Below are 21,299 nucleotides of genomic sequence, written 5' to 3' on the forward strand. Positions count from 1 at the left end.
TGACTTGTTGTTGATTCTGTATAAATAAGCTCATCGGGATTCAATCTGATCATGCTTTGGGCGCTTCAGAATCGGCTTCTTCCGAGGGTTCTTCTTCAATGAAAAGCTTCCAGCCCACCACGTCATCCCAATAAGCCTGCTCACGTTCAAAATCTAGTTGTACCAGGTTATTTTGTGCCAGATAACCTGCAGGGAAACGCAATGTCCAGTGGCTGTCATCAGTTATCAGCCGCAGAGTTTCCGGGGTGGTGGTCGATTGACGCTGATTATTCAATAAAGTGCTTAACCGTAATAATTGAATTAGCGGCAAATAATATTTTTTCTTGAATAAATTCAAGCGCGGCAACTCATCAAGCTTAATCCCTTTTCGATGCATACGCACCAAAGTTGCCAATAGCAATTGCTGCTCCTGATTGAAGCCCGGCAAGTTGGTATTTTGCAAGATATAGGCAGAATGGCGATGCATCCCGCTGTGATTAATACTCAGCCCGACCTCATGTAGCATTGCCGCCCACTTTAGCAATGCTTCAAGTTGCGGTTGTACCAGCTTGGTGTTTTGCGCCAACCATTGGGTATAAAGCTGCTCAGTGGTTTCCAGCACCCGGCGCGCTTGTTCCCGGTCAATATTATAGTGTTCTGCTAAACTTTTAGCCGTGCGCTGACGGATATCTTGATGGCGGAAGCGGCCTTCCATCTCATACAGCACGCCTTCACGCAGCGCACCGTCGGATAAACGTAACTCTTTGACTGCCAATGCATCAAACACACCACACAAAATAGCTAAACCGGGCACAAATACCGACTGGCGATCTTCCGATAACCCCGGCAGGCTCAATGCTGAGAAGTGTTTGTATTGCAGCACTTGCTCAACCAGCATTTCGAGGCGCTCTGGGGTGATCAAACCGTCTTTCTCGCCCATTTCCACCAAGACTTCATAAGTGGCTTTTATGGTGCCGGATGCTCCCAGAGCATATTGCCAACCTTGAATTCGGTATTGCCAGGCGAGGTTTTCCAACTTTTGCGCGGCAGCCAGACGGGCACGTTTGAAGTTAGTCTTACTGATTTCGCCGTGTGGGAAAAACTGTTGAGCAAAACTGACACACCCCATACGGCGGCTTTCTACCAGCAGAGGTTCGAAATCTTCGCCAATAACCAACTCGGTTGAACCACCACCGATATCAATCACCAGTTTGCGGCCTTTTTCCGGCTGAGTATGTTCGACTCCCATGAAAATCAGACGCGCTTCTTCCTGACCCGAAATGATTTCGATCGGATAAGGAATAACCTCGGCGGCGCGTTTGAGGAAAGTCTCTGCATTCGCGGCTTGTCGCAGTGAATGCGTACCCACGATACAGACGTTGTCTGGCGAGAAACCTTGCAAACGTTCTGCAAACAGGGCCAGACAAGCCAGACCCCGTTCAATAGCTTCTTCGCTGAGCATATTATTGCTATCCAGACCATCAGCCAGATGCACGCGCTGCTTTAGGCGGCCTAAAACCTGCAATGCGCCGTTAACGACACGGGCAATAACCATATGAAAACTGTTAGAACCCAGATCGATAGCCGCAATTTCTTGCGGTTTTATGGTAGTTGAATTATTGGTTAGCGGCATAGTTTTAGCTCGATACGTCTGGTTGTTCCAGCGCTTTTAAATAATCATAGATGGCAATCTGTGCACGTACTTTGCGCCTATTTCCACGCGGTACATAACGATTACTCAGTTCTTTATCAATATAACGGGCTTTTACCGTGTCGTTGAATAACAGCTCTAAAATATCCAGCACCCGCTGTTTTAACCTCGGGTCCAGTAATGAAACTGCGACTTCAATACGATAATCAATGTTACGGGTCATCCAGTCAGCGGAAGAGAGATAGACCAGTTTGTCGCCTTTATTCTCAAAAACGTACACTCGGTCATGCTCTAAGAAGCGGTCAACAATACTGGTGACTTGAATATTATCGCTGATCCCCGGCATATTTGGGATTAAAGAACACATCCCACGTATTAATAAGCGGATCTTCACCCCCGCACTGGAGGCGCTATATAACCTATCTACCAAGCCTTTATCCACTAAATTATTTATCTTCAGGGTGATACCGGCGCTTTCGCCCGCCTGAGCATTAATAATTTCCTGGTCGATCAGTTGATACAGCATCAAGCGCGAGTTCTGTGGTGACACCATCAAATTATCGAATTTGACCGGGCGGTAAGGATTTTCAATAAAGTTAAATACCCGCCGCACTTCATTGGTAATCCGTGCATCGGCCGTCAGCAAGGAATAATCAGTATAAATTCGAGCTGTTTTCTCATTAAAGTTGCCGGTACCAATATGGGCATAACGCACGATTTCCTCGCCTTCAAGACGGGAGATTAGGAATAACTTGGCATGAATTTTTAGTCCCGGTGCGGAGAAAATAACGTGTACACCGGCGGCCGTTAAGCTTTTGGCCCAGTGAATATTGGCTTCTTCATCGAAACGCGCTTGTAATTCCACCACCACCGTCACTTTCTTGCCATTATGGGCCGCATGGATCATCGACTCAATAATGCGCGAATCTTTCGCGACGCGATAAATATTGATTTTAATGGCTAAAACGCTGGGGTCGAATGATGCCTGACGCAGCAATTCCAATACATGTTCGAAAGTATGATAAGGGTAATACAGCAGCACATCTTGTTCGCGAATAGCATCAAAACCATTGCGGAATTTATCAAACCAAATATGGCGCAGGCGCGGTAAGGGTTTATTCACCAGATTGCTTTTGCCCACATTCGGGAAGCTGATAAAGTCTTTGAAATTATGATAACGGCCACCGGCAATAACCGAGTCATCATTAGAAATACCCAGCTTATTGCGCAGTAATTCCACCATTTCATCCGGCATATCGCGTTGATAAACAAAGCGTACTGGCTCAGCCGTTAGGCGCTGTTTTAAGCTTGATGACATCAATTCCAACAAACTGGATTCCATTTCAGTGACCAAATCATATTCTGCATCGCGGGTCATTTTCATGGAATAGGCATTCAGTGCGTCGTAATCAAAGAAGCCTTTAAAAATCTCATCGAGACAATACCTAAGAATATTATCAAGCAATATCATTGGTTTGCGACGGCGTGGGGCTTCTGGTGGTAAGTTAACGAAGCGCGGCACTTTATCTGAGGGAATTTCTAACAGGGCATAAGCAATATCCTGACCGCGAATGATTTCTACCGCCAGATAGGTGTAATCGTCTTTTAAAAATTGCACCAGATTGGTGTCGTGGTTAATCAGAATCGGCGTGATGTGTTGGCGCAAATGCTGTTTAAAATATTGCTTTAACCAGACTTGCTGGTTTTCGGAAATTTGCCGCTCATTAATCAGGAAGATTTGATTACGTGCCATTTCCAGCAAGAGATCATTATAAAGCCCGTCAAATTCTTGATCCGCTTTCACTACTTTGCTTTGGATTTTTTTAAGCAAATGGCGGGAAGTCACGGCAGAGCCTTGCTCCTCGCTAATCAGAATGCGCCGCTTCAGATCGGCGAAACGGACTTTATAAAATTCATCGAGATTGTTGGAGTAAATGCCAAGAAAACGCATCCGCTCGATAAGTGGATTGCTCTTATCCGCCGCTTCCTGCAATACCCGCTCATTAAAAGATAACCAACTGAGTTCTTTTTCGGTGTAGAGCTTTTCCTGACCCATTGCAACTCCAGTAAGATTATTGTGGGAGTATCTAGTGTCCTTAATCATTATTGCGAAAGTTTGACAAGAAAGTCCAACAGATATCATTAGTTAACTTTGTTCGTTAATAACGCCAACATAGTCATGCAAACGCCACAAAACTGACATAAGATGCACGGTCATCCGGCGCTATATCTATTAAAGATGGGCGCTTGGATTGACAAAATAGACGAAAAACACTGAAAGGGCATGGGGCAACAGCAGATTATGCAGCAAGCGGGCGTGGTAACAACATCAGGGAGAGATAAGCGCCGGGCTGTCATTGAACGTCTGGTGCGGATGTTAGTGACGGGCAGTGGCCTGTTGGTTTTGCTGACATTAATGCTGATTTTTGTTTATTTATTGTACGCCGCGTTACCTCTGTTTAAGCCAGCTTCAATCAATTTAGATAATCAGTTTGCTGTGGTTCGCACAGCACCCACTCTTGCTCTGGGGGTAGATGCCCAAGGGAAGGTTGGGTATCGCATTGATGATAAAGGAAAAGGCTATTTCATCCGGCTAAATCCGCAGGGGGAATCTCCCGCCGGGAGCCTTATCAGTGAGCAACAGTTATCACCGCCGCCGGTGTCAATCAGTCGCGCTGTGGGTGGGCAACCTTTGTATGGCATTGGTCTGAGTAATGGCCGTTTTATGCTACTGCAACCCGATTTTTCAGCAACACCACCCCGTTGGCAATTCCCTCTGGGTGAACAGCCGCGTTTTCTGGATTTGAAAGGCCAAAATCTGCGGCATTTGGTGTTGGCTGAACCGCAACCTCAGCACTTTTCTCTGGCCGCCACCACGGATGATGGCCGTTTAATGGCTGGCATATTTACAGCTCAAGGGCAGCAACTCACTGAGCTGACGGATGTGACCAAGGCCATTGACCAGCTATTATTGACGCCCGACGGGCGTTTGCTCTATCTGCTATCCGGCCATCAGCTATATATTTATCAATTTGGCACTGAGCTTACCTTGCGTGAAATTGTCCCTTTGTTAGCGGATAAATCGGCGGATGATAAACACCCACCGCAAGGGCCATTGATACTTTCTCTACTGGCAGGGGGGAAGTCACTGCTGGTTCAAGCGCCGGACGGTGTTGTTACGCAGTGGTTTGATGTGCCCAAAGCGCCGAACAATCAATATCATTTGACCCGGATTCGCAGCTTTACTCCCGCAAGTAAGGGCTTACTGACGACTGAAAATGCGCGGCGGGTATTTGCTTCATTATCGCCACAAGGTGAGTTATCGCTCTTTTCCAGCATCCAGTCTGCACCGCTATTACAACATAAACTGGCTGCGGGTATTACCCATGCCGCGTTCTCCCCCTGGGGCGATAGTCTGCTGGTAGAGAATGCCGCCGGTTGGTCTACCTATCAATTAGACAATCGCTATCCTGATATCAATTGGCGTAGCCTATGGCAGCGGGTGTGGTATGAAAATTATCCCGAACCGGCTTATGTCTGGCAGTCAAGTTCGGCACAAGAGAACTATCAAGCCAAATTCAGTCTGATACCCATCATCTTCGGCACATTAAAAGCGGCGGGTTATGCCATGTTATTCGCCGTACCCTTGGCATTGGCCGGTGCTATTTATACTGCTTATTTTATGTCGGCGGGCTTACGGCGAATTGTTAAACCGACAATTGAGATGATGGGGGCATTCCCGACGGTGGTTATCGGTTTGATTGCCGGTATTTGGCTGGCACCGGTCATTGAGCATTATTTGACCGGCATCTTGTTGTTGCCGCCATTGCTGGCCCTGACAATTTTATTGTGTGGCTGGGGGAGCGCGCGATTGTCGGCAAAAACGCAACGCCAATTGCCCGCGGGCTGGGATATCATTATTTTGCTGCCGGTTATTCTGTTGACTGGCTGGCTGGCACTCTGGCTAGGGCCGAAACTGGCGATAGGGGTGCTGGGGGGGCCGTTACATGAATGGTTGGGCGATAATTATTCTCAGCGCAATGCTTTAGTGGTTGGGGTTGCCATGGGGTTCGCCCTGATTCCGGTTATTTTCTCACTGGCTGAAGATGCGCTATTTAGTGTTCCGCCATCACTGAGCCAAGGCTCACTGGCATTGGGGGCGACACCTTGGCAGACATTAATTCGTGTTATTTTACCATCGGCTTATGCGGGTATTTTCTCGGCGTTAATGATTGGTTTTGGCCGCGCGGTGGGGGAAACCATGATTGTGCTGATGGCGACCGGGAATTCGCCAATTATCGATGGCAGCATTTTCCAAGGGCTACGGGCAATGGCCGCCAATATTGCCATTGAAATGACGGAGGCCGTAATAGGAAGTGGCCATTATCGGGTACTATTCTTGACGGCGTTAGTGCTGTTTTGTTTCACATTTTTAGTTAATACACTCGCCGAATCCATTCGCCTGCGGTTACGTGAACGCTATCAAATGGAGCCAACTGCGTGATGACCCGATCGACTAAAAAGTGGTTTGCATCCGGTTCGCCGTGGATCTGGCTGACTGCCGGGGCGGTGAGTATCAGCTTGTTGGCCTTACTGGGTGTGGTCTTATTATTGGCGGGGCAGGGGATGCGTTATTTCTGGCCCAGCCCAGTTTACCTGTTTGAACTCAAGCAAACTGCCGCCGGCCCAGTTAGGGTCATTGGCGAAATTTATCAGCAACAGTCTCTCCCGCGCCAGCAGTTAGAGCAGGCGGGCATTATTTTACCGCCAGAGTCGGGCGCGACCCTGACCCGTTATCTGATTAAGACCGGCAACCGCGAGATACAAGGGCAAGATTTTCATCGGCTGCTGGACACGGATATTCAACAGCGCAGTCAGCCCAAAGATTTGTTGGTATTAGAAAGACAAAACAATGGCACCGCATATGGTTTTCTCGCAGGAATGCGGGATAACGGCCAGCCCGTCGTGGGGGATAATTTAGCGCTGGATCTGCAAAAGCGCATTCCGGTGATACAAGCGCTGGTTAGGCAGTCCCAGGATATTCAGTTCCGCCAAATGAACATGCTGAATCAGCAGTTTGAAGCACTGCGGTTACAGAAAAAACGCCTGCAAATGACGAATGATTTTGACAGCAAATCACAAGACAGAATTGAAGCTGAATGGGGCGAACTCCAGCGTAGCCATCAGGCGATGATGGAAAAATTGCGCGGCCTGCAAACGGACCAAAACCGCTACACCCTGCTGTTGCGGGATATGAATGGGCAAGTTCATCCACTGCCGCTGAGCCAAATCGACCGCGCCTGGTACCCTAATGATATGAGCCTCTGGCAGAAACTGCGCCATTTTACGGTGCAAATGAATAAGTTTCTGACCGATAATCCACGTAATACCAACACTGATGGCGGTGTGTTTCCCGCTATTTTTGGTACCGTGCTGATGGTGATATTAATGTCCATAGTGGTCATGCCACTGGGGGTGATTGCGGCGGTTTATTTACACGAATATGCAGGAAAAAATGCGCTGACCCGGATGATTCGTATTTCCGTGGTGAATTTAGCGGGCGTGCCGTCCATTGTTTATGGAGTATTTGGCCTCGGTTTCTTTGTCTATTTGATTGGCGGTTCACTGGATAAACTATTTTATCCCGAAGCTCTGCCCAGCCCGACATTCGGTACGCCGGGTGTGCTATGGGCGGCATTAACACTGGCTTTATTGACATTGCCGGTGGTGATTGTGGCGACCGAGGAGGGGTTATCTCGCATCCCGGCCAACTTGCGGCATGGCTCCTTGGCGTTGGGGGCGAGCAAAGCCGAGACATTGTGGCATATTGTGTTGCCAATGGCCGCTCCCGCCATGATTACCGGGCTGATTTTAGCGGTTGCGCGAGCCGCAGGGGAAACGGCCCCATTGATGCTGGTGGGGGTGGTGAAATCAGCACCGCTCTTGCCAGTGGATGGTGTTTTCCCTTTCCTGCATTTAGAACGTAAATTTATGCATTTAAGCTTCCAAATATACGATATGGCATTCCAAAGTCCCAATGTAGAAGCTGCCCGGCCATTAGTGTTTGCCACCGCGTTATTACTGGTGATTATTGTGGTTGGTCTTAATTTAGCGGCGATAGGTATTCGCCATCATTTACGCGAAAAATATCGTGGTTTAATGCTATGACTAAACTTTTTAACCCGCAGGATAATTTATGGGACTTTTGATGCCGGATTCGCTGCCGCTATTAGATGTGCAGCAATTAACTCATGAGCAAACTGCACTGGCGGTCAAAAAGCTCAATTTATTTTATGGCGACAAACAGGTGCTGCACGATATTTCTTTTAATGTGCCCCGGCACCGTGTTACTGCGCTGATTGGCCCCTCTGGTTGTGGCAAATCAACTTTGTTGCGCTGCTTTAATCGAATGAATGATTTGCTGGATAACTGCCGCCTCGAAGGTCAAATTTTTCTTGGTAATGAAGTGATTACTGAGAAAAACACTGATGTTGCTGCTTTGCGTCGGCGAGTCGGCATGGTCTTCCAGCGGCCTAATCCTTTCCCAAAATCTATTTATGAGAATGTGGTCTATGGCCTGCGCTTGCAGGGGATCCGCGACCGGCGGGTGCTTGATGAAGCTGTAGAGCGCTCATTGCGGGCCGCTGCACTGTGGCATGAAGTTAAAGACCGGTTGCGTGAAAATGCTTTTCGTCTCTCCAGTGGTCAACAGCAGCGCTTAGTGATAGCCAGAGCGATTGCGATTGAGCCGGAGGTACTCTTGTTGGATGAGCCGACATCGGCATTAGACCCTATTTCGACATTGACTATCGAAGAGCTTATTACTGAATTAAAACAGCAATATAGCGTGGTTTTAGTGACCCACAATATGCAACAGGCGGCCAGGGTTTCAGATTATACTGCATTTATCCACCAAGGGTGTTTAGTGGAATATAATGACACTGACGCGCTGTTTACTTCGCCACATCAGCGACGTACCGAAGATTATATTACCGGGCGCTACGGCTAATCAGTCCGATTATATAATCATAGCAGACCACTCCACCTTTCTAAGGTGTTCTCTTTATTTATCAATTGCGATTTAAGTTTATACTTTCATGTGCCGCTTGTTATTGAGGTGACTATTGAATGGAAGCATTAAGTGAAAGAGCTATTGATAACTCAGCCTGATTTTATGGAGACATTTAACTGTGTCGGTACAGCTTGTCGTGAACATTGCTGTAAAGGTCAAAATGTGACGCTGGATAGAAATCGTTATCAAAAATATATTAAAAGCCCTTACGCAGATATCAAACGTATTGCCATTAGCCATATTTCCGTTACCCAAGACAGCCTTGCCTCTTGGGCCAATATCCACCCCGACAGCCAAGGGTGTTGCCCCTTTCTTGATGAACAACAGTTATGTCAAATTCACAAACATGCAGGCGCTAATGCACTGAGTAACTGTTGTGCGACTTATCCCCGCATCGAGCATATTTATAAAAATCAGAAAATAAAAAGTATGTCACTTTCCTGCCCGGAAGTTACGCGGAAAGTCTTATTTTCTCCGGAAGCATTAACATTGCGATTTTCGACTATCCATCAATATGATTATTATAAAGCGCCGGATATTATTATTGACCAGCGGCTAGCCAATCGTGCTTGTGTCGCTATTATTGCTGCAAGTGAAGAGAGTAATGTTATTGAAGAAAGCCTATGGGCAATAAACCTTTTTTTGCAGATGGACCTAATGGGTTCAGATGTGAATAAAAATAAAATGGCCGAGATTGATAGTTTACGTGCCAAGTTAATATCCGCCGTCGCCTCGGGGAAAGCTGCTGATGCCTTAATGGCTATAGATTATTCTCCCGCAATTCGTTGCGAGCTATTAGATTACTTTCGTCATTTTATGGCACAAATGCCCGATATCCGTGGCAAAAATGTATTGGCGGCCTATGCAAATACTTTGCAGATAATTCTCAGCGATAAACTGACGAGTCCGAAGAGTATTGAACAGAAATTAAGTGATGCCTGGCATCAGTATGCATTGCCATTTTTCATGCAGCACAATTCAGTATTGCGTAATTATTTTCTTTATCGTATTCATCATGACCAATTAGCCATGGGGGATAAGTCGGCGGTTGCTGTATTTAATCTTCAAGTGATAGATTTCTTCTTTCTGAAAGCACTCATCTCAGCCCATGTTAGCCATCACGGAGAGATAACCGAAAGTCACGTGATTGATATCATATATTCTTACCATGCGTGTCGTGATTCCACTGATAACTCAAGCCAGAAGTTTAAACAAGATGTCATGGATTTAGCGCTAAAAGAGGATTTCCCCTTATTATCGCTGCTGACGTAAATGGATGTTGGGGCCAACTGAATTAGCCCCGAAAAATTAAGCACTCTTTATCGATGGGGTTTTATATTTAGCCAAATATTGCGGCTGGAAAATACACATGCGAATGGCAGTGCGATATTCACCATTGATAAAGAACTCTTGTTTTAACTCGCCTTCCAATTCAAAGCCCAATTTGCTGTAGATATGAATTGCTTTCTCATTTTCTTTATCCACAATCAAATACAGTTTATAGAGGTTCAGTACGGAAAAACCGTATTCCATTGCTAACTTTGCTGCTGAACCGGCATAACCTTTGCCTTGATGGGCTGGGTCGATAATAATCTGAAACTCAGCACGGCGATGAATGTGATTAATTTCAACTAACTCAACCAGACCGACTTTTGTCCCCTGGCTTTCAATAATAAAGCGGCGTTCGCTTTGATCATGAATATGTTTATCATACAGATCAGACAGCTCGACGAAAGCCTCATAAGGCTCTTCAAACCAATAGCGCATAACGCTGGCATTGTTATCTAACTGATGTACAAACGGCAGATCATCCCGTTCCAACGGACGTAACCGGACGCTGCTAGTGGTAGACATGCTGATTCCTCATATGACGACAGCGGCTGCTGCCCTAAAAATTATACTATTAGCACAAGGTATAAGCACAGGGGAATTAAAAAAGGCGCTCACCTTAAATGGCTGCGCCTTTAATCAATATCACTTAACCTGTCTTTACTCAGCCGCATAACCCTGTGGTGGCAAACGTTTATCATCTAACCACGCTGCATTCTCGCGCATTGCTAAACGGCCATCAGTAAACCAACCGACCACTAACGGGTAAATACTGTGTTCTTGAGTTTGGACTCTCTCGACCACATCCTCTTCAGTATCATCACTGAAAATCGGGACTTTGGCTTGCAGGATGACCGGGCCGCCATCCAGTTCTTCCGTCACAAAATGGACTGAAGTACCGTGCTCAAGATCGCCGTTTTCCAATGCTTGACGATGGGTATGCAAGCCGGGATATTTCGGTAACAGTGAGGGGTGAATATTCAACATCCGACCAGCATAATGCTGAACAAACTCTGGACTGAGAATGCGCATATAGCCCGCCAGTACCACTAAATCAGGCTGATATTCATCAATAGCTTGCGCTAATGCCAAATCGAAACTGGCACGCGAGGCATAAGATTTGGCATCTATTGCATGGTGTGCAATGCCCGCCAATTCAGCACGCTCTAATCCATAAGCTTGCAGATTATTACTGAAGACAGCACTAATCTCGCCTGAAATACGCCCTTGCTGTTGGGCGTCTATCAGTGCCTGCAAATTACTGCCTTGGCCCGAGACCAAAACCACTATTTTTTTCATAATACCCTTCGGACTTGAAGCTGCAGGGGTGTTGGCTGCACTCACTTACCCGAATCATTTACTGATGTAAACTCATCGGGTTCATTCATTTGCCGCCTACCTGCCACTTCAATGACTTTGGGTAATACCCTTCGGACTTGAAGCTGCAGGGGGGTTGGCGATGTTATGGATTGATAATAACTTGCTCTACACCATCTGCCGCCGCCGCAATGACACCAATTTTCCAAGCTTTTTCGCCAGAGGCTGTCAGCAACTCAACCGCAATATCAGCCAGTTCCGCAGGTAAGGCAACAACCATGCCGACGCCGCAGTTAAATGTGCGGTACATTTCGTGGCGGCTAACATTACCGGCCTCTTGCAACCAGCTAAATACTGCGGGCCACTGCCAGCTATTTTCATTAATAACCGCTTGAGTTCCTTGTGGTAATACGCGTGGGATATTTTCCCAGAAGCCGCCACCGGTCAAGTGAGCAATCGCATGGATATCAAGTTGCTCAATCAAGCTAAGAATGGATTTTACATAGATTTTGGTCGGTTCCAGCAAATGGTCGGCCAGAGATTTACCGTCTAATTGAGTCTGTTCTGGGTCAGTATTGCTGACTTCCAGAATTTTACGCACCAGTGAATAGCCATTAGAATGCGGGCCGCTGGCACCTAAAGCCACCAGAGCATCGCCCGGCGCGACTTTACTGCCGTCGATGATTTCAGATTTTTCGACCACGCCGACACAAAAGCCTGCTACGTCATAATCTTCGCCGTGGTACATCCCCGGCATTTCGGCGGTTTCGCCCCCAACCAGTGCACAACCTGACTGTTTGCACCCTTCGGCAATCCCGGTAATCACACTGGCGGCAGTATCCACATCCAGTTTACCAGTAGCAAAGTAGTCAAGGAAAAACAGTGGCTCAGCACCTTGGACCACCAAGTCGTTAACACACATGGCGACCAAATCGATACCGATGGTATCGTGGCGTTTCAGATCCATCGCCAGACGCAGCTTGGTGCCGACGCCGTCAGTGCCTGAAACCAGAATAGGTTCACGGTATTTTTGTGGCAAAGCGCACAGGGCACCGAACCCGCCCAATCCCCCCATCACTTCTGGGCGACGAGTTTGTTTAACCACACCTTTTATGCGATCAACAAGGTCATTGCCGGCATCAATATCTACACCTGCGTCTTTATAGCTGAGAGAGGTTTTGTTGGTCACTGCGAGGTCCCCGCGGTTGAGCTTTGGAAGAAAACGCGACAATTCTAACAGCGCAGGCAAACGTTTGCGAGTGGCTTGTGATATCACGCTGATTTTTAGCTTACTTGACTTAATAATGGTTTTCTATTGATCTGAATCAGGCTATTCATTGTGGTGTTCAAAAAAAAAGGCGGTATAATCTCGCGATTTTTTTGGCCGCCAGTCGCCTAACCAGGAGAAAAATAATGAAGATCGTTGAGGTGAAACACCCGCTAGTAAAACATAAACTTGGTTTGATGCGTGAGAATGATATCAGTACAAAGCGTTTTCGCGAGTTAGCGTCTGAAGTGGGAAGTTTACTGACTTATGTAGCAACCGCCGATTTAGAAACTGAAAAAGTCACCATCGAAGGGTGGAATGGGCCGGTTGAGATTGAACAGATTAAAGGTAAGAAAATCACGGTAGTGCCCATTTTACGTGCCGGTTTGGGCATGATGGAGGGGGTCTTGGAAAATGTCCCTAGTGCGCGAATTAGTGTGGTAGGGGTTTATCGTGATGAAGAAACGCTGAAGCCAGTACCTTACTTCCAGAAACTGGTGTCAAATATCGATGAGCGCATGGCGCTGGTGGTTGACCCGATGCTGGCAACCGGTGGTTCAATGATTGCGACCATTGATTTACTTAAGAATGCTGGCTGTAAGAGCATCAAAGTATTGGTGTTGGTTGCCGCACCTGAAGGTATTAAAGCATTGGAAGCCGCTCATCCAGATGTCGAGCTGTACACTGCTTCCATCGATCAAGGTCTAAATGAACACGGCTACATCATCCCAGGATTGGGTGATGCCGGTGATAAGATTTTCGGAACCAAATAACTTCTAGATAGCCGACTCGATAGTCGGCTTTTTTTTGAATAATTTTTAGCATTCAACACAACACCATATAACTTTCATTAGAGGATAGAGAAAATGAGCCGTCGCACCATTGGCGTCAGCGAGCGTCCACCGCTGCTCCAGACGATCCCCCTGAGTTTCCAACACTTGTTTGCGATGTTTGGTGCCACTGTTTTAGTTCCTATTCTGTTTAAAATTAATCCGGCAACAGTGCTGCTATTTAACGGTGTCGGAACCTTGCTTTACTTATTCATTTGTAAGGGAAAAATCCCAGCTTATCTGGGGTCCAGTTTTGCCTTTATTTCACCGGTATTACTGTTGTTGCCATTGGGATACGAAGTCGCCCTGGGCGGTTTTATCATGTGCGGCGTGCTGTTCTGCCTGGTGGCGCTGATTGTGAAAAAAGCCGGTACCGGTTGGTTGAATGTGCTATTCCCACCCGCGGCGATGGGGGCGATTGTTGCGGTTATCGGCCTTGAATTGGCTGGCGTAGCTGCGGGAATGGCTGGGCTACTACCTGCGGAGGGGGTAACCGTCGATTCAAGCACTATCATCATTTCAATGGTGACCTTGGGGGTGACCATCCTCGGCTCGGTGCTATTTCGCGGTTTCTTCGCCATTATCCCTATTCTGATTGGTGTGTTGGCGGGCTATGCCTTGTCATTTGTGATGGGCGTGGTTGATTTGGCCCCTATTCGCGATGCCCACTGGCTTGCTTTACCGACATTCTATACCCCGCGTTTTGAGTGGTTTGCCATTCTGACCATCTTGCCCGCCGCATTGGTGGTGATTGCCGAGCATATTGGGCATTTGGTTGTAACGGCGAATATTGTGAAAAAGGATTTAATTCGTGATCCCGGCCTGCACCGTTCAATGTTTGCCAATGGTCTTTCGACTGTGATTTCCGGCTTCTTCGGTTCCACACCGAATACCACTTATGGTGAAAATATCGGGGTTATGGCAATTACCCGCGTTTACAGCACTTGGGTGATTGGTGGTGCCGCGATTCTGGCGATAATGCTCTCTTGTGTTGGCAAATTGGCTGCGGCAATTCAGGCGGTTCCAGTGCCAGTCATGGGCGGTGTTTCACTGCTGCTATACGGTGTTATTGCGGCGTCAGGTATCCGTGTGTTGATTGAGTCCAAAGTGGACTACAACAAAGCACAAAACTTGATCTTAACCTCCGTCATCCTGATTATTGGGGTGAGTGGCGCGAAAGTGAACATTGGTGCAACTGAACTGAAAGGCATGGCGCTGGCAACAGTAGTAGGCATCGGCCTGAGTCTGTTGTTCAAGGTGATCAGTTTGATCCGCACTGAAGAAGAGATTATTGAGGCCACGGAAGAAGAGCTGACACTGAAATAAAGTGATTGCTGGTCGAGCTGCGTTTGTCGGTTCGGCCAGTTTTTCGCCTCAGATCAGGTTTTTATGCTGTTGCCCATTTTTGTGGTAAACTTGTCACGTTTTCCCGCCCGTTTTGTTGGTTGAGGTGCTTCTGAATACGCCGGCACAGCTTTCACTGCCACTTTATCTTCCCGATGATGAAACTTTTGCTAGTTTTTATCCGGGGGAGAACCCATCCCTATTAGCGGCGATCCAGTCTGCTGTTCACCAGTCTCATGGCAGTTATATCTATTTCTGGTCGCGCGAAGGCGGTGGCCGCAGCCATTTGTTGCATGCTGCTTGTGCTGAGTTATCGCAAAAAGGTGAGGCGGTGGGTTATGTCCCGCTGGATAAACGCGCTTATTTTGTGCCGGAAGTGTTGGATGGCATGGAGCAATTGGCTCTGATTTGTATTGATAATATTGAGTGCATTGCAGGTGATGAACAGTGGGAAATGGCGATATTTAATCTTTATAATCGCATTGTAGAAACAGGGCGTACCCGCTTACTGATTACCGGCGATCGCCCACCGCGGCAGTTGAATCTCGGTTTACCTGACCTGGCTTCCCGGCTTGATTGGGGGCAAATCTATAAATTGCAGCCCTTGTCTGATGATGAAAAATTGCAAGCTTTGCAATTACGCGCCAAATTGCGGGGTTTTGAATTACCGGAAGATGTCGGCCGTTTTCTGCTAAAGCGCCTGGACAGGGAAATGCGCACGCTGTTTATGACGCTGGATCAGCTTGATCGCGCCTCTATTACTGCGCAGCGCAAACTGACCATCCCCTTTGTGAAAGAGATCCTCGGATTATAGATATTGAACGAATAAGCGGCCTCGCACTCGTTCAATCATTATCTTTTAACGACTGATTAAATCACTTCAAAATTTCTAATACTTGTTCTGGTGGGCGGCCAATACGCGCTTTGCCATGATAAACCACAATTGGGCGCTCGATAAGCTTAGGGTTATCACTCATGGCTTGCAGCAATTGCTGTTGTGTCAGCGCGTTATCTGCCAGATTCAACTCCTTATAGAGTTCCTCCTTGGTGCGCATCAATTGGCGGGCGTCACTGAAGCCCAATTGTTGCAGTAATTCTTTTAACGTCGACACCGAGGGCGGGGTATCTAAATACAATACCACTTGCGGTTGAATGCCCTGTTGTTCAACTAATGCGAGTGTTTCCCGGCTTTTGGAGCAACGCGGATTGTGGTAAATCGTGACGTTTTTCATAGTAACTTTCCTTAGGACTTCTGGTATTTACGGAAGCGCTCATTCAATTGGCGTAATTGGTCAATACGGGCATCATAGCGAGCCTGTTCTAAACTCCCTAGCTTCACCCGCGCACTGGCATCACTGAGTAAACCGATGGCTTGAGTCAATTTGCCACCCAAGGCCAAGCTTTCTGCGCGCGCTGCTAGCTCTTGATCGCGCAGGCCCAGTGCCGCTGCCGCTTGTGCCAATAAATCCCAACCGTTAGGGTCATTCGGATTGCTGAAAGTATAACGGCGCAATATCTTGATGGCCTCTGCCGGTTTTCCGCCCTCAACATAAGCATTGGCCAGATTCAGTTGTAATACCGGCTGCTCGTCTTTCAGATTGGCCATTGCGGTTTGCAGGCGGCTAATGGCGCTGGCGGCTTTGTTTTGCCCCAAATCGATATCAGTCATTAAATCGAGAAACCAAATATTGCCCGGCTGTTGCGTTAACAGCGGTTGTAACTGATTACGGGCTTCATCATATTTTTTAGCTTGATACAGCAAAATGGCCTGGCCATATTTAGCAGCCAATTGTTCGCGCGTCGTCCCTTTACTCAGGGTTTCCAGCAGATCTGGCGTCAGGCTCTTTTCCGTCGAACCATACATGCCCAAAATGCGAACTTTGGCGAACAAATAATCTTGCGACGAGGCAATCGGGTGCGGTTTCATCTGATTAGCTCGGTTACGTGCATCAGATAATCGGCTGTCAGGTAATGGATGAGTCAGTAGCATTTCCGGTGGTTTAGAAGCATATCGCAACTGATCGGCTAATTTTTGCAGGAAATTCGGCATTGCCTGTGGGTCAAATCCTGAGCGTTGCAGCACTTGAATGCCAATTCGGTCGGCTTCCTGTTCATTGCCCTGAGTAAAGCTGATAATCCCTTGCTGAGCACCGGCTAATGTACCGCTCAAACCCGCCATACCCGCCTGTGGGCTGGCCATGGTTAGCAGAATAGATCCGAGCACGCCAACCCACGTCAGGGGGGCCATGCGCTGTTGTTCTTCCATCGCTCGCGCCAAGTGGCGCTGAGTCACATGCGATATTTCATGGGCTAATACTGATGCCAATTCACTTTCGTTATCGGTATAGCGGAACAGAGCCGAGTGCAGCACGACATTGCCGCCAAAGAATGCAAAGGCGTTTATTTGATCGTTATTCACCAAGTAGAAATGAAATGGTGTACGCACCGAATAAGCATTGGCGACTAAGCGGTTACCCAGCGAATTGATATATTGTGTCAATAATGGGTCATAAATCAGTGGGGCGCTGGCGCGCATCTGGCGGACATAAAAGTCCCCCATGGCATTTTCCTGATCAATACTTAATGTTGCACCCGCTGAAGTACCGATATCGGGCAGCAGGTCTTGGGTCTGTGTCTCAGCATTGACAGCGACAGGGCCGGTAAGCAGTAAGCTACTGAGCAGTGTAGCAATTACCGTCTTACTTACCCGGCCAGTTTTATTTAACTGACCTGTTTTGTTTAGCTGACTTGTTTGACTTAGCTTATCTGTCATAAACGAGGTTGCCCCTACTGATGTAATGACAATTAGACTCCGAGATGTGTAAGAGTTCTTCTTCCTTGCACTGCTCTCCAGTACAATCATCACGGAAGCGAACTAGATCACAAAAATAGTCTTAAATAGGTCAAAGGTTAAGCTCATCATCCCTAACTGAGACTCGCAACTATCTTAGTCAGCATATAGGTATAAAGAAATAGTTATATAAAGGAATGGCGGCTAAGGCAATGGCGATAAAGAAACGGCTGGCGCGTAAAACTGACCTTCGGGTTATGCCCCTGTATGATGGGGTTGTTTAAGGAATTCCCCAATCTGCGGATTCCTCATGGTACTTAAGGAGCAATTTCGGATGCTAGAGCTGTTGTTACAATGGTATCGCCGTCGTTTTACCGACCCGCAGGTTATCGCGTTACTGGTTATTCTGTTGGCTGGGTTCTGTATTCTCTACTTCTTTAGCGGTATTTTGGCCCCGCTATTGGCGGCGATTGTTCTGGCGTATCTGTTAGAGTGGCCGACGGCTCGGTTACAGCGTATTGGTTGTTCGCGCCCGTGGGCGGCCAGTATTGTGTTGGTGGTGTTCGGCGGTATTGCGTTGTTGGCGGTGTTTGTTGTTGCTCCCACCGTCTGGCAACAGGGCAATAATCTGATGTCAGATATGCCGAAAATGCTTAATAAATTCAATGCGTTTGCTCAAACTTTACCCTCGCGCTACCCCGCATTGGTGGATGCCGGTATTGTCGATATGATGGCGGAAAATCTGCGCAGCAAGCTCTCTGGTATGGGCGAGTCAGTGGTGAAAATTTCGCTAGCTTCATTAATCGGCTTACTGACATTGGCTATCTATTTGATTTTAGTGCCGCTGATGCTGTTTTTCCTGCTCAAAGATAAAGAACAAATGCTGAATGCTGTGCGCCGTATTTTACCGCGCAATCGGGGTTTGGCGGGGCAGGTTTGGCTGGAAATGAACCAACAGATTACCAACTATATTCGCGGAAAAGTGCTGGAAATGGTGGTGGTTGGTATCGCCACGTATTTGGTGTTCTTCGTGCTGGGGATGAATTACGCCCTGTTGCTGGCGGTGTTGGTCGGTTTTTCTGTTCTGATTCCGTATATTGGCGCGGTGATTGTGACCATTCCGGTGGTGTTAGTGGCGTTATTCCAATGGGGCATTGGCGCAGATTTCTGGACGCTTTTTGTCGCCTATTTGGTGGTGCAGGGGCTGGATGGCAACTTGTTGGTGCCAGTGTTGTTCTCGGAAGCCGTGAATTTGCATCCGCTGGTAATTATCTTGTCAGTGATTATTTTTGGTGGGATGTGGGGCTTTTGGGGGGTGTTTTTTGCCATCCCGTTGGCGACTTTGGTCAAAGCCGTTATTCATGCCTGGCCGGAGGAGTTTATCCCGGATGCGGATTAACTATCCCCTGTGCCCTTGATGCCGCAGCGGTGTTAGCTGCACTCACTCACCCGAATCACTGACCGGAGTCAGCTCATCGGGATGAGTTCGCTGGCTGCCTTGCTGCAACAGCAATGGCTTTGGGGATCATTCGATTTATTGCCAATAAAAAAGAGCGTTTGAGCGCTCTTTTTTGCAATTTATCGGTCAGGGCCGGTGTGTTATGACTCAAGCACTTTGGCGTAAATAGTCCAAAACGATATCGTGGTGATTAGTGGTTTTGAAATTATCAAACACATGCTCCACCTTGCCATCAGTACCTATTAAGAAGCTGATGCGATGGATGCCGTCGTAGGTTTTCCCCATAAAGCTTTTCTCGCCCCAGACGCCAAATTGCTCTGCAACTTCATGATTTTCATCAGACAGCAAAGTGAAATTCAGCAGCTCTTTTTCGGCAAAACGTGACAGCTTTTCAGGTTTATCGGTGCTAATACCCAGCACTTCAACACCTGCATTTTTCAATTCATCCATATTGTCGCGCAGACCGCAGGCCTGAACAGTACAGCCAGGTGTCATGGCTTTCGGATAAAAATAGACCAAGACACGTTGTCCCTGGAAGTCGGCCAAACTAATTTGCTCGCCGTCTTGGTCGGGCAAACTAAACTTCGGCGCAATATCACCGGCTTTCAATGGGCTCATTACTAACTCTCCATTCGTGAGTCATGCTGTGGATAGTTCACAACGCTAATACTGCCTTGTGCGTTGAGTTCTGTACATAGCTGATAAAAAGCGTCTTCGATTATCGAACTGTTTTGGCTGGCTGGGCTGTGGGCACTTATCTGGATATGCAATCGCGCAGGAAGGTCACCTTCAGCCGGTTGAGTCTTGGAAACCAGCTCCGCAATATTCATATTGTGGCAATGAAACAGATTGGTAAACCGTTCAATAATATGGGGGGAATCATTAACTTCAACTTTGACCCATACGGTGTCAGGCATGGCTTTCTGATTTTGCGCATTGGTCCGTTTCATTACAATCAGCAAATCAAGCTCTGCACCTTTTGGCGGCAAGGTGGATTCCAGTTGGGTGATGGCGTTCCAACTGCCCGAAAGCAACATAATAAAGGTGAATTCCTCACCGAACATGGCCAGCCGGCTATCTTCAATATTACAACCGCAGCTACTGACATGGCGGGTGATGGTGTTCACTATTCCAGGGCGGTCAGCACCGAGTGCGGTAATGACCAGATAATGTTCAAGCTGCGGCAAAATCGCTCTTCCTGTCATGCTCTTTGGGGTTACCATGGTAAACATAAAAAAAACCTGCTGCCAAGCGCTTACAACACAGTTGTTTACTTGCTTTTGGGTAGAGGTCAAAAGTACCATGAGGAACTTGTTTAAGGAGTGGGTGGGCAATGTTTATGGGAAGTCCAGAATTTACAGAAAATCGAATGTTTACCGGAAGCATAGTTGCACTGATAACGCCGATGGACAACAAGGGTGCTGTCGATCGCGCGAGCCTTAAAAAACTTATCGATTATCATGTGGCCAGTGGCACTGCGGCGATTGTTTCCGTCGGCACGACCGGCGAATCAGCAACACTGAATCATGATGAGCATGTCGATGTGGTCTTGCAAACCCTCGAATTGGCCGATGGCCGCATTCCAATCATTGCCGGAACAGGCGCGAATGCCACCTCCGAAGCGATTTCTCTCACACAGCGGTTCAATAATACCGGTGTGGTGGGTTGCTTGACGGTAACACCGTATTATAACCGCCCGATGCAGGAAGGGTTATATCAGCACTTCAAAGCGATTGCTGAAAGTACCGATTTGCCACAAATTCTCTATAATGTGCCATCGCGTACCGGTTGCGATATGTTACCGCCGACCATTGCCCGTTTAGCTAAGATTAAAAATATTGTTGCTGTGAAAGAAGCAACAGGGAACTTAAGTCGTGTAAGTCAGATCCAAGTGCTGGTTGATGATGAAGATTTCATCCTGCTCAGTGGTGACGATGCGAGCGGTTTAGACTTTATGCAATTGGGTGGCAAAGGGGTTATTTCGGTGACAGCAAACATTGCTGCGCGCGAAATGGTTGAACTTTGCGCATTGGCTGCACAGGGTAACTTTGCAGAGGCACGCCGTTTGAATCAGCGCTTGATGCCGTTGCATCAGCATTTATTTGTAGAAGCAAACCCAATTCCGGTGAAATGGGCCGCGAAGAAGCTGGGGTTAATGGCGAATGACACAATGCGTCTGCCAATGACCCCACTGACTGACCCGGCTCAACGGGTTGTGGAAGACGCGCTGAAAAGCGCAGGTTTGCTGTAACTCTTAGGG

Annotated in this window: 18 protein-coding genes; 9 read left to right on the forward strand and 9 right to left on the reverse strand. The window is 47.5% G+C overall.

The genetic code is table 11. The features are described from left to right. Nucleotides 1-49: 49 nt before the first annotated feature. Both ppx and ppk1 read right to left on the reverse strand, forming a co-directional pair. Complete coding sequence (gene ppx, locus DXZ79_RS05645) at nucleotides 50-1,612, reverse strand: exopolyphosphatase (protein ID WP_038635207.1); 1,563 nt, start codon at nucleotides 1,610-1,612, stop codon at nucleotides 50-52. A 4-nt stretch (nucleotides 1,613-1,616) separates the two neighbouring features. Beyond that, entirely contained in the window at nucleotides 1,617-3,686 is a 2,070-nt protein-coding gene (gene ppk1 / locus DXZ79_RS05650; protein ID WP_038635197.1) for a polyphosphate kinase 1, read from the reverse strand. 246 nt (nucleotides 3,687-3,932) lie between these two features. Between ppk1 and DXZ79_RS05655 the strand changes: the two genes are divergently transcribed. The 4 genes from DXZ79_RS05655 to fliB all read left to right on the forward strand — a co-directional run bounded on the left by DXZ79_RS05655 (nucleotide 3,933) and on the right by fliB (nucleotide 9,974). Then, nucleotides 3,933-6,134: an ABC transporter permease subunit gene (locus DXZ79_RS05655; RefSeq protein WP_162928771.1), complete on the forward strand. Its 2,202-nt coding sequence runs from the start codon at nucleotides 3,933-3,935 to the stop codon at nucleotides 6,132-6,134. After that, the gene (gene pstA / locus DXZ79_RS05660; protein ID WP_120011149.1) at nucleotides 6,134-7,798 is read left to right on the forward strand and encodes a phosphate ABC transporter permease PstA; all 1,665 of its coding nucleotides are present in this window, start codon (nucleotides 6,134-6,136) and stop codon (nucleotides 7,796-7,798) included. The genes DXZ79_RS05655 and pstA overlap by 1 nt, the downstream gene beginning before the upstream one ends. A gap of 28 nt (nucleotides 7,799-7,826) precedes the next feature. Further along, nucleotides 7,827-8,639, forward strand: a complete 813-nt coding sequence (gene pstB, locus DXZ79_RS05665) for a phosphate ABC transporter ATP-binding protein PstB (RefSeq protein ID WP_038635193.1) — start codon at nucleotides 7,827-7,829, stop codon at nucleotides 8,637-8,639. Between the two features lie 132 nt (nucleotides 8,640-8,771). Beyond that, on the forward strand, nucleotides 8,772-9,974 hold the full coding sequence (fliB, locus tag DXZ79_RS05670) for a flagellin lysine-N-methylase (protein ID WP_072089032.1): 1,203 nt from the start codon (nucleotides 8,772-8,774) through the stop codon (nucleotides 9,972-9,974). A 36-nt stretch (nucleotides 9,975-10,010) separates the two neighbouring features. Here fliB and speG read toward each other — a convergent pair whose 3' ends face one another. From speG to purM, 3 genes are all read right to left on the reverse strand, one after another. Continuing rightward, the gene (gene speG, locus DXZ79_RS05675; RefSeq protein WP_038635191.1) at nucleotides 10,011-10,556 is read right to left on the reverse strand and encodes a spermidine N1-acetyltransferase; all 546 of its coding nucleotides are present in this window, start codon (nucleotides 10,554-10,556) and stop codon (nucleotides 10,011-10,013) included. Between the two features lie 135 nt (nucleotides 10,557-10,691). Beyond that, complete coding sequence (gene purN, locus DXZ79_RS05680; RefSeq protein WP_038635189.1) at nucleotides 10,692-11,330, reverse strand: phosphoribosylglycinamide formyltransferase; 639 nt, start codon at nucleotides 11,328-11,330, stop codon at nucleotides 10,692-10,694. Between the two features lie 163 nt (nucleotides 11,331-11,493). Further along, a complete protein-coding gene (gene purM / locus DXZ79_RS05685) occupies nucleotides 11,494-12,537 on the reverse strand; it encodes a phosphoribosylformylglycinamidine cyclo-ligase (RefSeq protein WP_038639682.1) in 1,044 nt (347 codons plus the stop codon). Nucleotides 12,538-12,761: 224 nt separating this feature from the next. Here purM and upp point away from each other — a divergent pair, with 224 nt between their 5' ends. From upp to hda, 3 genes are all read left to right on the forward strand, one after another. Further along, the gene (gene upp, locus DXZ79_RS05690) at nucleotides 12,762-13,388 is read left to right on the forward strand and encodes a uracil phosphoribosyltransferase (RefSeq protein ID WP_038635186.1); all 627 of its coding nucleotides are present in this window, start codon (nucleotides 12,762-12,764) and stop codon (nucleotides 13,386-13,388) included. A gap of 93 nt (nucleotides 13,389-13,481) precedes the next feature. Then, nucleotides 13,482-14,771, forward strand: a complete 1,290-nt coding sequence (gene uraA, locus DXZ79_RS05695; protein ID WP_038635184.1) for a uracil permease — start codon at nucleotides 13,482-13,484, stop codon at nucleotides 14,769-14,771. A 124-nt stretch (nucleotides 14,772-14,895) separates the two neighbouring features. Beyond that, complete coding sequence (hda, locus tag DXZ79_RS05700) at nucleotides 14,896-15,603, forward strand: DnaA inactivator Hda (RefSeq protein WP_032820160.1); 708 nt, start codon at nucleotides 14,896-14,898, stop codon at nucleotides 15,601-15,603. Between the two features lie 61 nt (nucleotides 15,604-15,664). Here hda and arsC read toward each other — a convergent pair whose 3' ends face one another. Further along, nucleotides 15,665-16,021 (reverse strand): arsenate reductase (glutaredoxin), encoded by a 357-nt coding sequence (gene arsC, locus DXZ79_RS05705; protein ID WP_038635182.1) that lies wholly within the window; start codon nucleotides 16,019-16,021, stop codon nucleotides 15,665-15,667. Nucleotides 16,022-16,032: 11 nt separating this feature from the next. Beyond that, the gene (gene bepA / locus DXZ79_RS05710) at nucleotides 16,033-17,562 is read right to left on the reverse strand and encodes a beta-barrel assembly-enhancing protease (protein WP_038635180.1); all 1,530 of its coding nucleotides are present in this window, start codon (nucleotides 17,560-17,562) and stop codon (nucleotides 16,033-16,035) included. Between the two features lie 352 nt (nucleotides 17,563-17,914). On the opposite strand from bepA, the gene DXZ79_RS05715 reads away from it, so the two are divergent. After that, nucleotides 17,915-18,979: an AI-2E family transporter gene (locus DXZ79_RS05715; protein WP_038635173.1), complete on the forward strand. Its 1,065-nt coding sequence runs from the start codon at nucleotides 17,915-17,917 to the stop codon at nucleotides 18,977-18,979. A gap of 207 nt (nucleotides 18,980-19,186) precedes the next feature. On the opposite strand, the gene bcp is transcribed toward DXZ79_RS05715, so the two are convergent. Together bcp and DXZ79_RS05725 are read right to left on the reverse strand one after the other, a co-directional pair. Further along, nucleotides 19,187-19,657 (reverse strand): thioredoxin-dependent thiol peroxidase, encoded by a 471-nt coding sequence (gene bcp / locus DXZ79_RS05720; RefSeq protein ID WP_038635170.1) that lies wholly within the window; start codon nucleotides 19,655-19,657, stop codon nucleotides 19,187-19,189. A gap of 2 nt (nucleotides 19,658-19,659) precedes the next feature. Next, nucleotides 19,660-20,226, reverse strand: coding sequence for a glycine cleavage system transcriptional repressor (locus DXZ79_RS05725; protein WP_038635167.1), 567 nt, complete (start codon nucleotides 20,224-20,226; stop codon nucleotides 19,660-19,662). 182 nt (nucleotides 20,227-20,408) lie between these two features. Here DXZ79_RS05725 and dapA point away from each other — a divergent pair, with 182 nt between their 5' ends. Then, nucleotides 20,409-21,290, forward strand: coding sequence for a 4-hydroxy-tetrahydrodipicolinate synthase (gene dapA / locus DXZ79_RS05730; RefSeq protein ID WP_038639679.1), 882 nt, complete (start codon nucleotides 20,409-20,411; stop codon nucleotides 21,288-21,290). The last annotated feature ends 9 nt before the right edge of the window (nucleotides 21,291-21,299 follow it).

This window comes from Yersinia rochesterensis, from assembly GCF_003600645.1.
Taxonomy (GTDB): domain Bacteria; phylum Pseudomonadota; class Gammaproteobacteria; order Enterobacterales; family Enterobacteriaceae; genus Yersinia; species Yersinia rochesterensis.

Bases quoted from the DNA above. Each gene is read 5' to 3' on its own strand.
- uraA (WP_038635184.1), top strand. From the start codon at position 13,482: ATGAGCCGTCGCACCATTGGCGTCAGCGAGCGTCCACCGCTGCTCCAG.
- pstA (WP_120011149.1), top strand. From the start codon at position 6,134: ATGACCCGATCGACTAAAAAGTGGTTTGCATCCGGTTCGCCGTGGATC.
- ppk1 (WP_038635197.1), bottom strand. From the start codon at position 3,686: ATGGGTCAGGAAAAGCTCTACACCGAAAAAGAACTCAGTTGGTTATCT.
- DXZ79_RS05655 (WP_162928771.1), top strand. From the start codon at position 3,933: ATGCAGCAAGCGGGCGTGGTAACAACATCAGGGAGAGATAAGCGCCGG.
- DXZ79_RS05715 (WP_038635173.1), top strand. From the start codon at position 17,915: ATGCTAGAGCTGTTGTTACAATGGTATCGCCGTCGTTTTACCGACCCG.
- bcp (WP_038635170.1), bottom strand. From the start codon at position 19,657: ATGAGCCCATTGAAAGCCGGTGATATTGCGCCGAAGTTTAGTTTGCCC.
- ppx (WP_038635207.1), bottom strand. From the start codon at position 1,612: ATGCCGCTAACCAATAATTCAACTACCATAAAACCGCAAGAAATTGCG.
- upp (WP_038635186.1), top strand. From the start codon at position 12,762: ATGAAGATCGTTGAGGTGAAACACCCGCTAGTAAAACATAAACTTGGT.
- purN (WP_038635189.1), bottom strand. From the start codon at position 11,330: ATGAAAAAAATAGTGGTTTTGGTCTCGGGCCAAGGCAGTAATTTGCAG.
- arsC (WP_038635182.1), bottom strand. From the start codon at position 16,021: ATGAAAAACGTCACGATTTACCACAATCCGCGTTGCTCCAAAAGCCGG.
- pstB (WP_038635193.1), top strand. From the start codon at position 7,827: ATGGGACTTTTGATGCCGGATTCGCTGCCGCTATTAGATGTGCAGCAA.
- speG (WP_038635191.1), bottom strand. From the start codon at position 10,556: ATGTCTACCACTAGCAGCGTCCGGTTACGTCCGTTGGAACGGGATGAT.
- dapA (WP_038639679.1), top strand. From the start codon at position 20,409: ATGTTTACCGGAAGCATAGTTGCACTGATAACGCCGATGGACAACAAG.
- bepA (WP_038635180.1), bottom strand. From the start codon at position 17,562: ATGACAGATAAGCTAAGTCAAACAAGTCAGCTAAACAAAACAGGTCAG.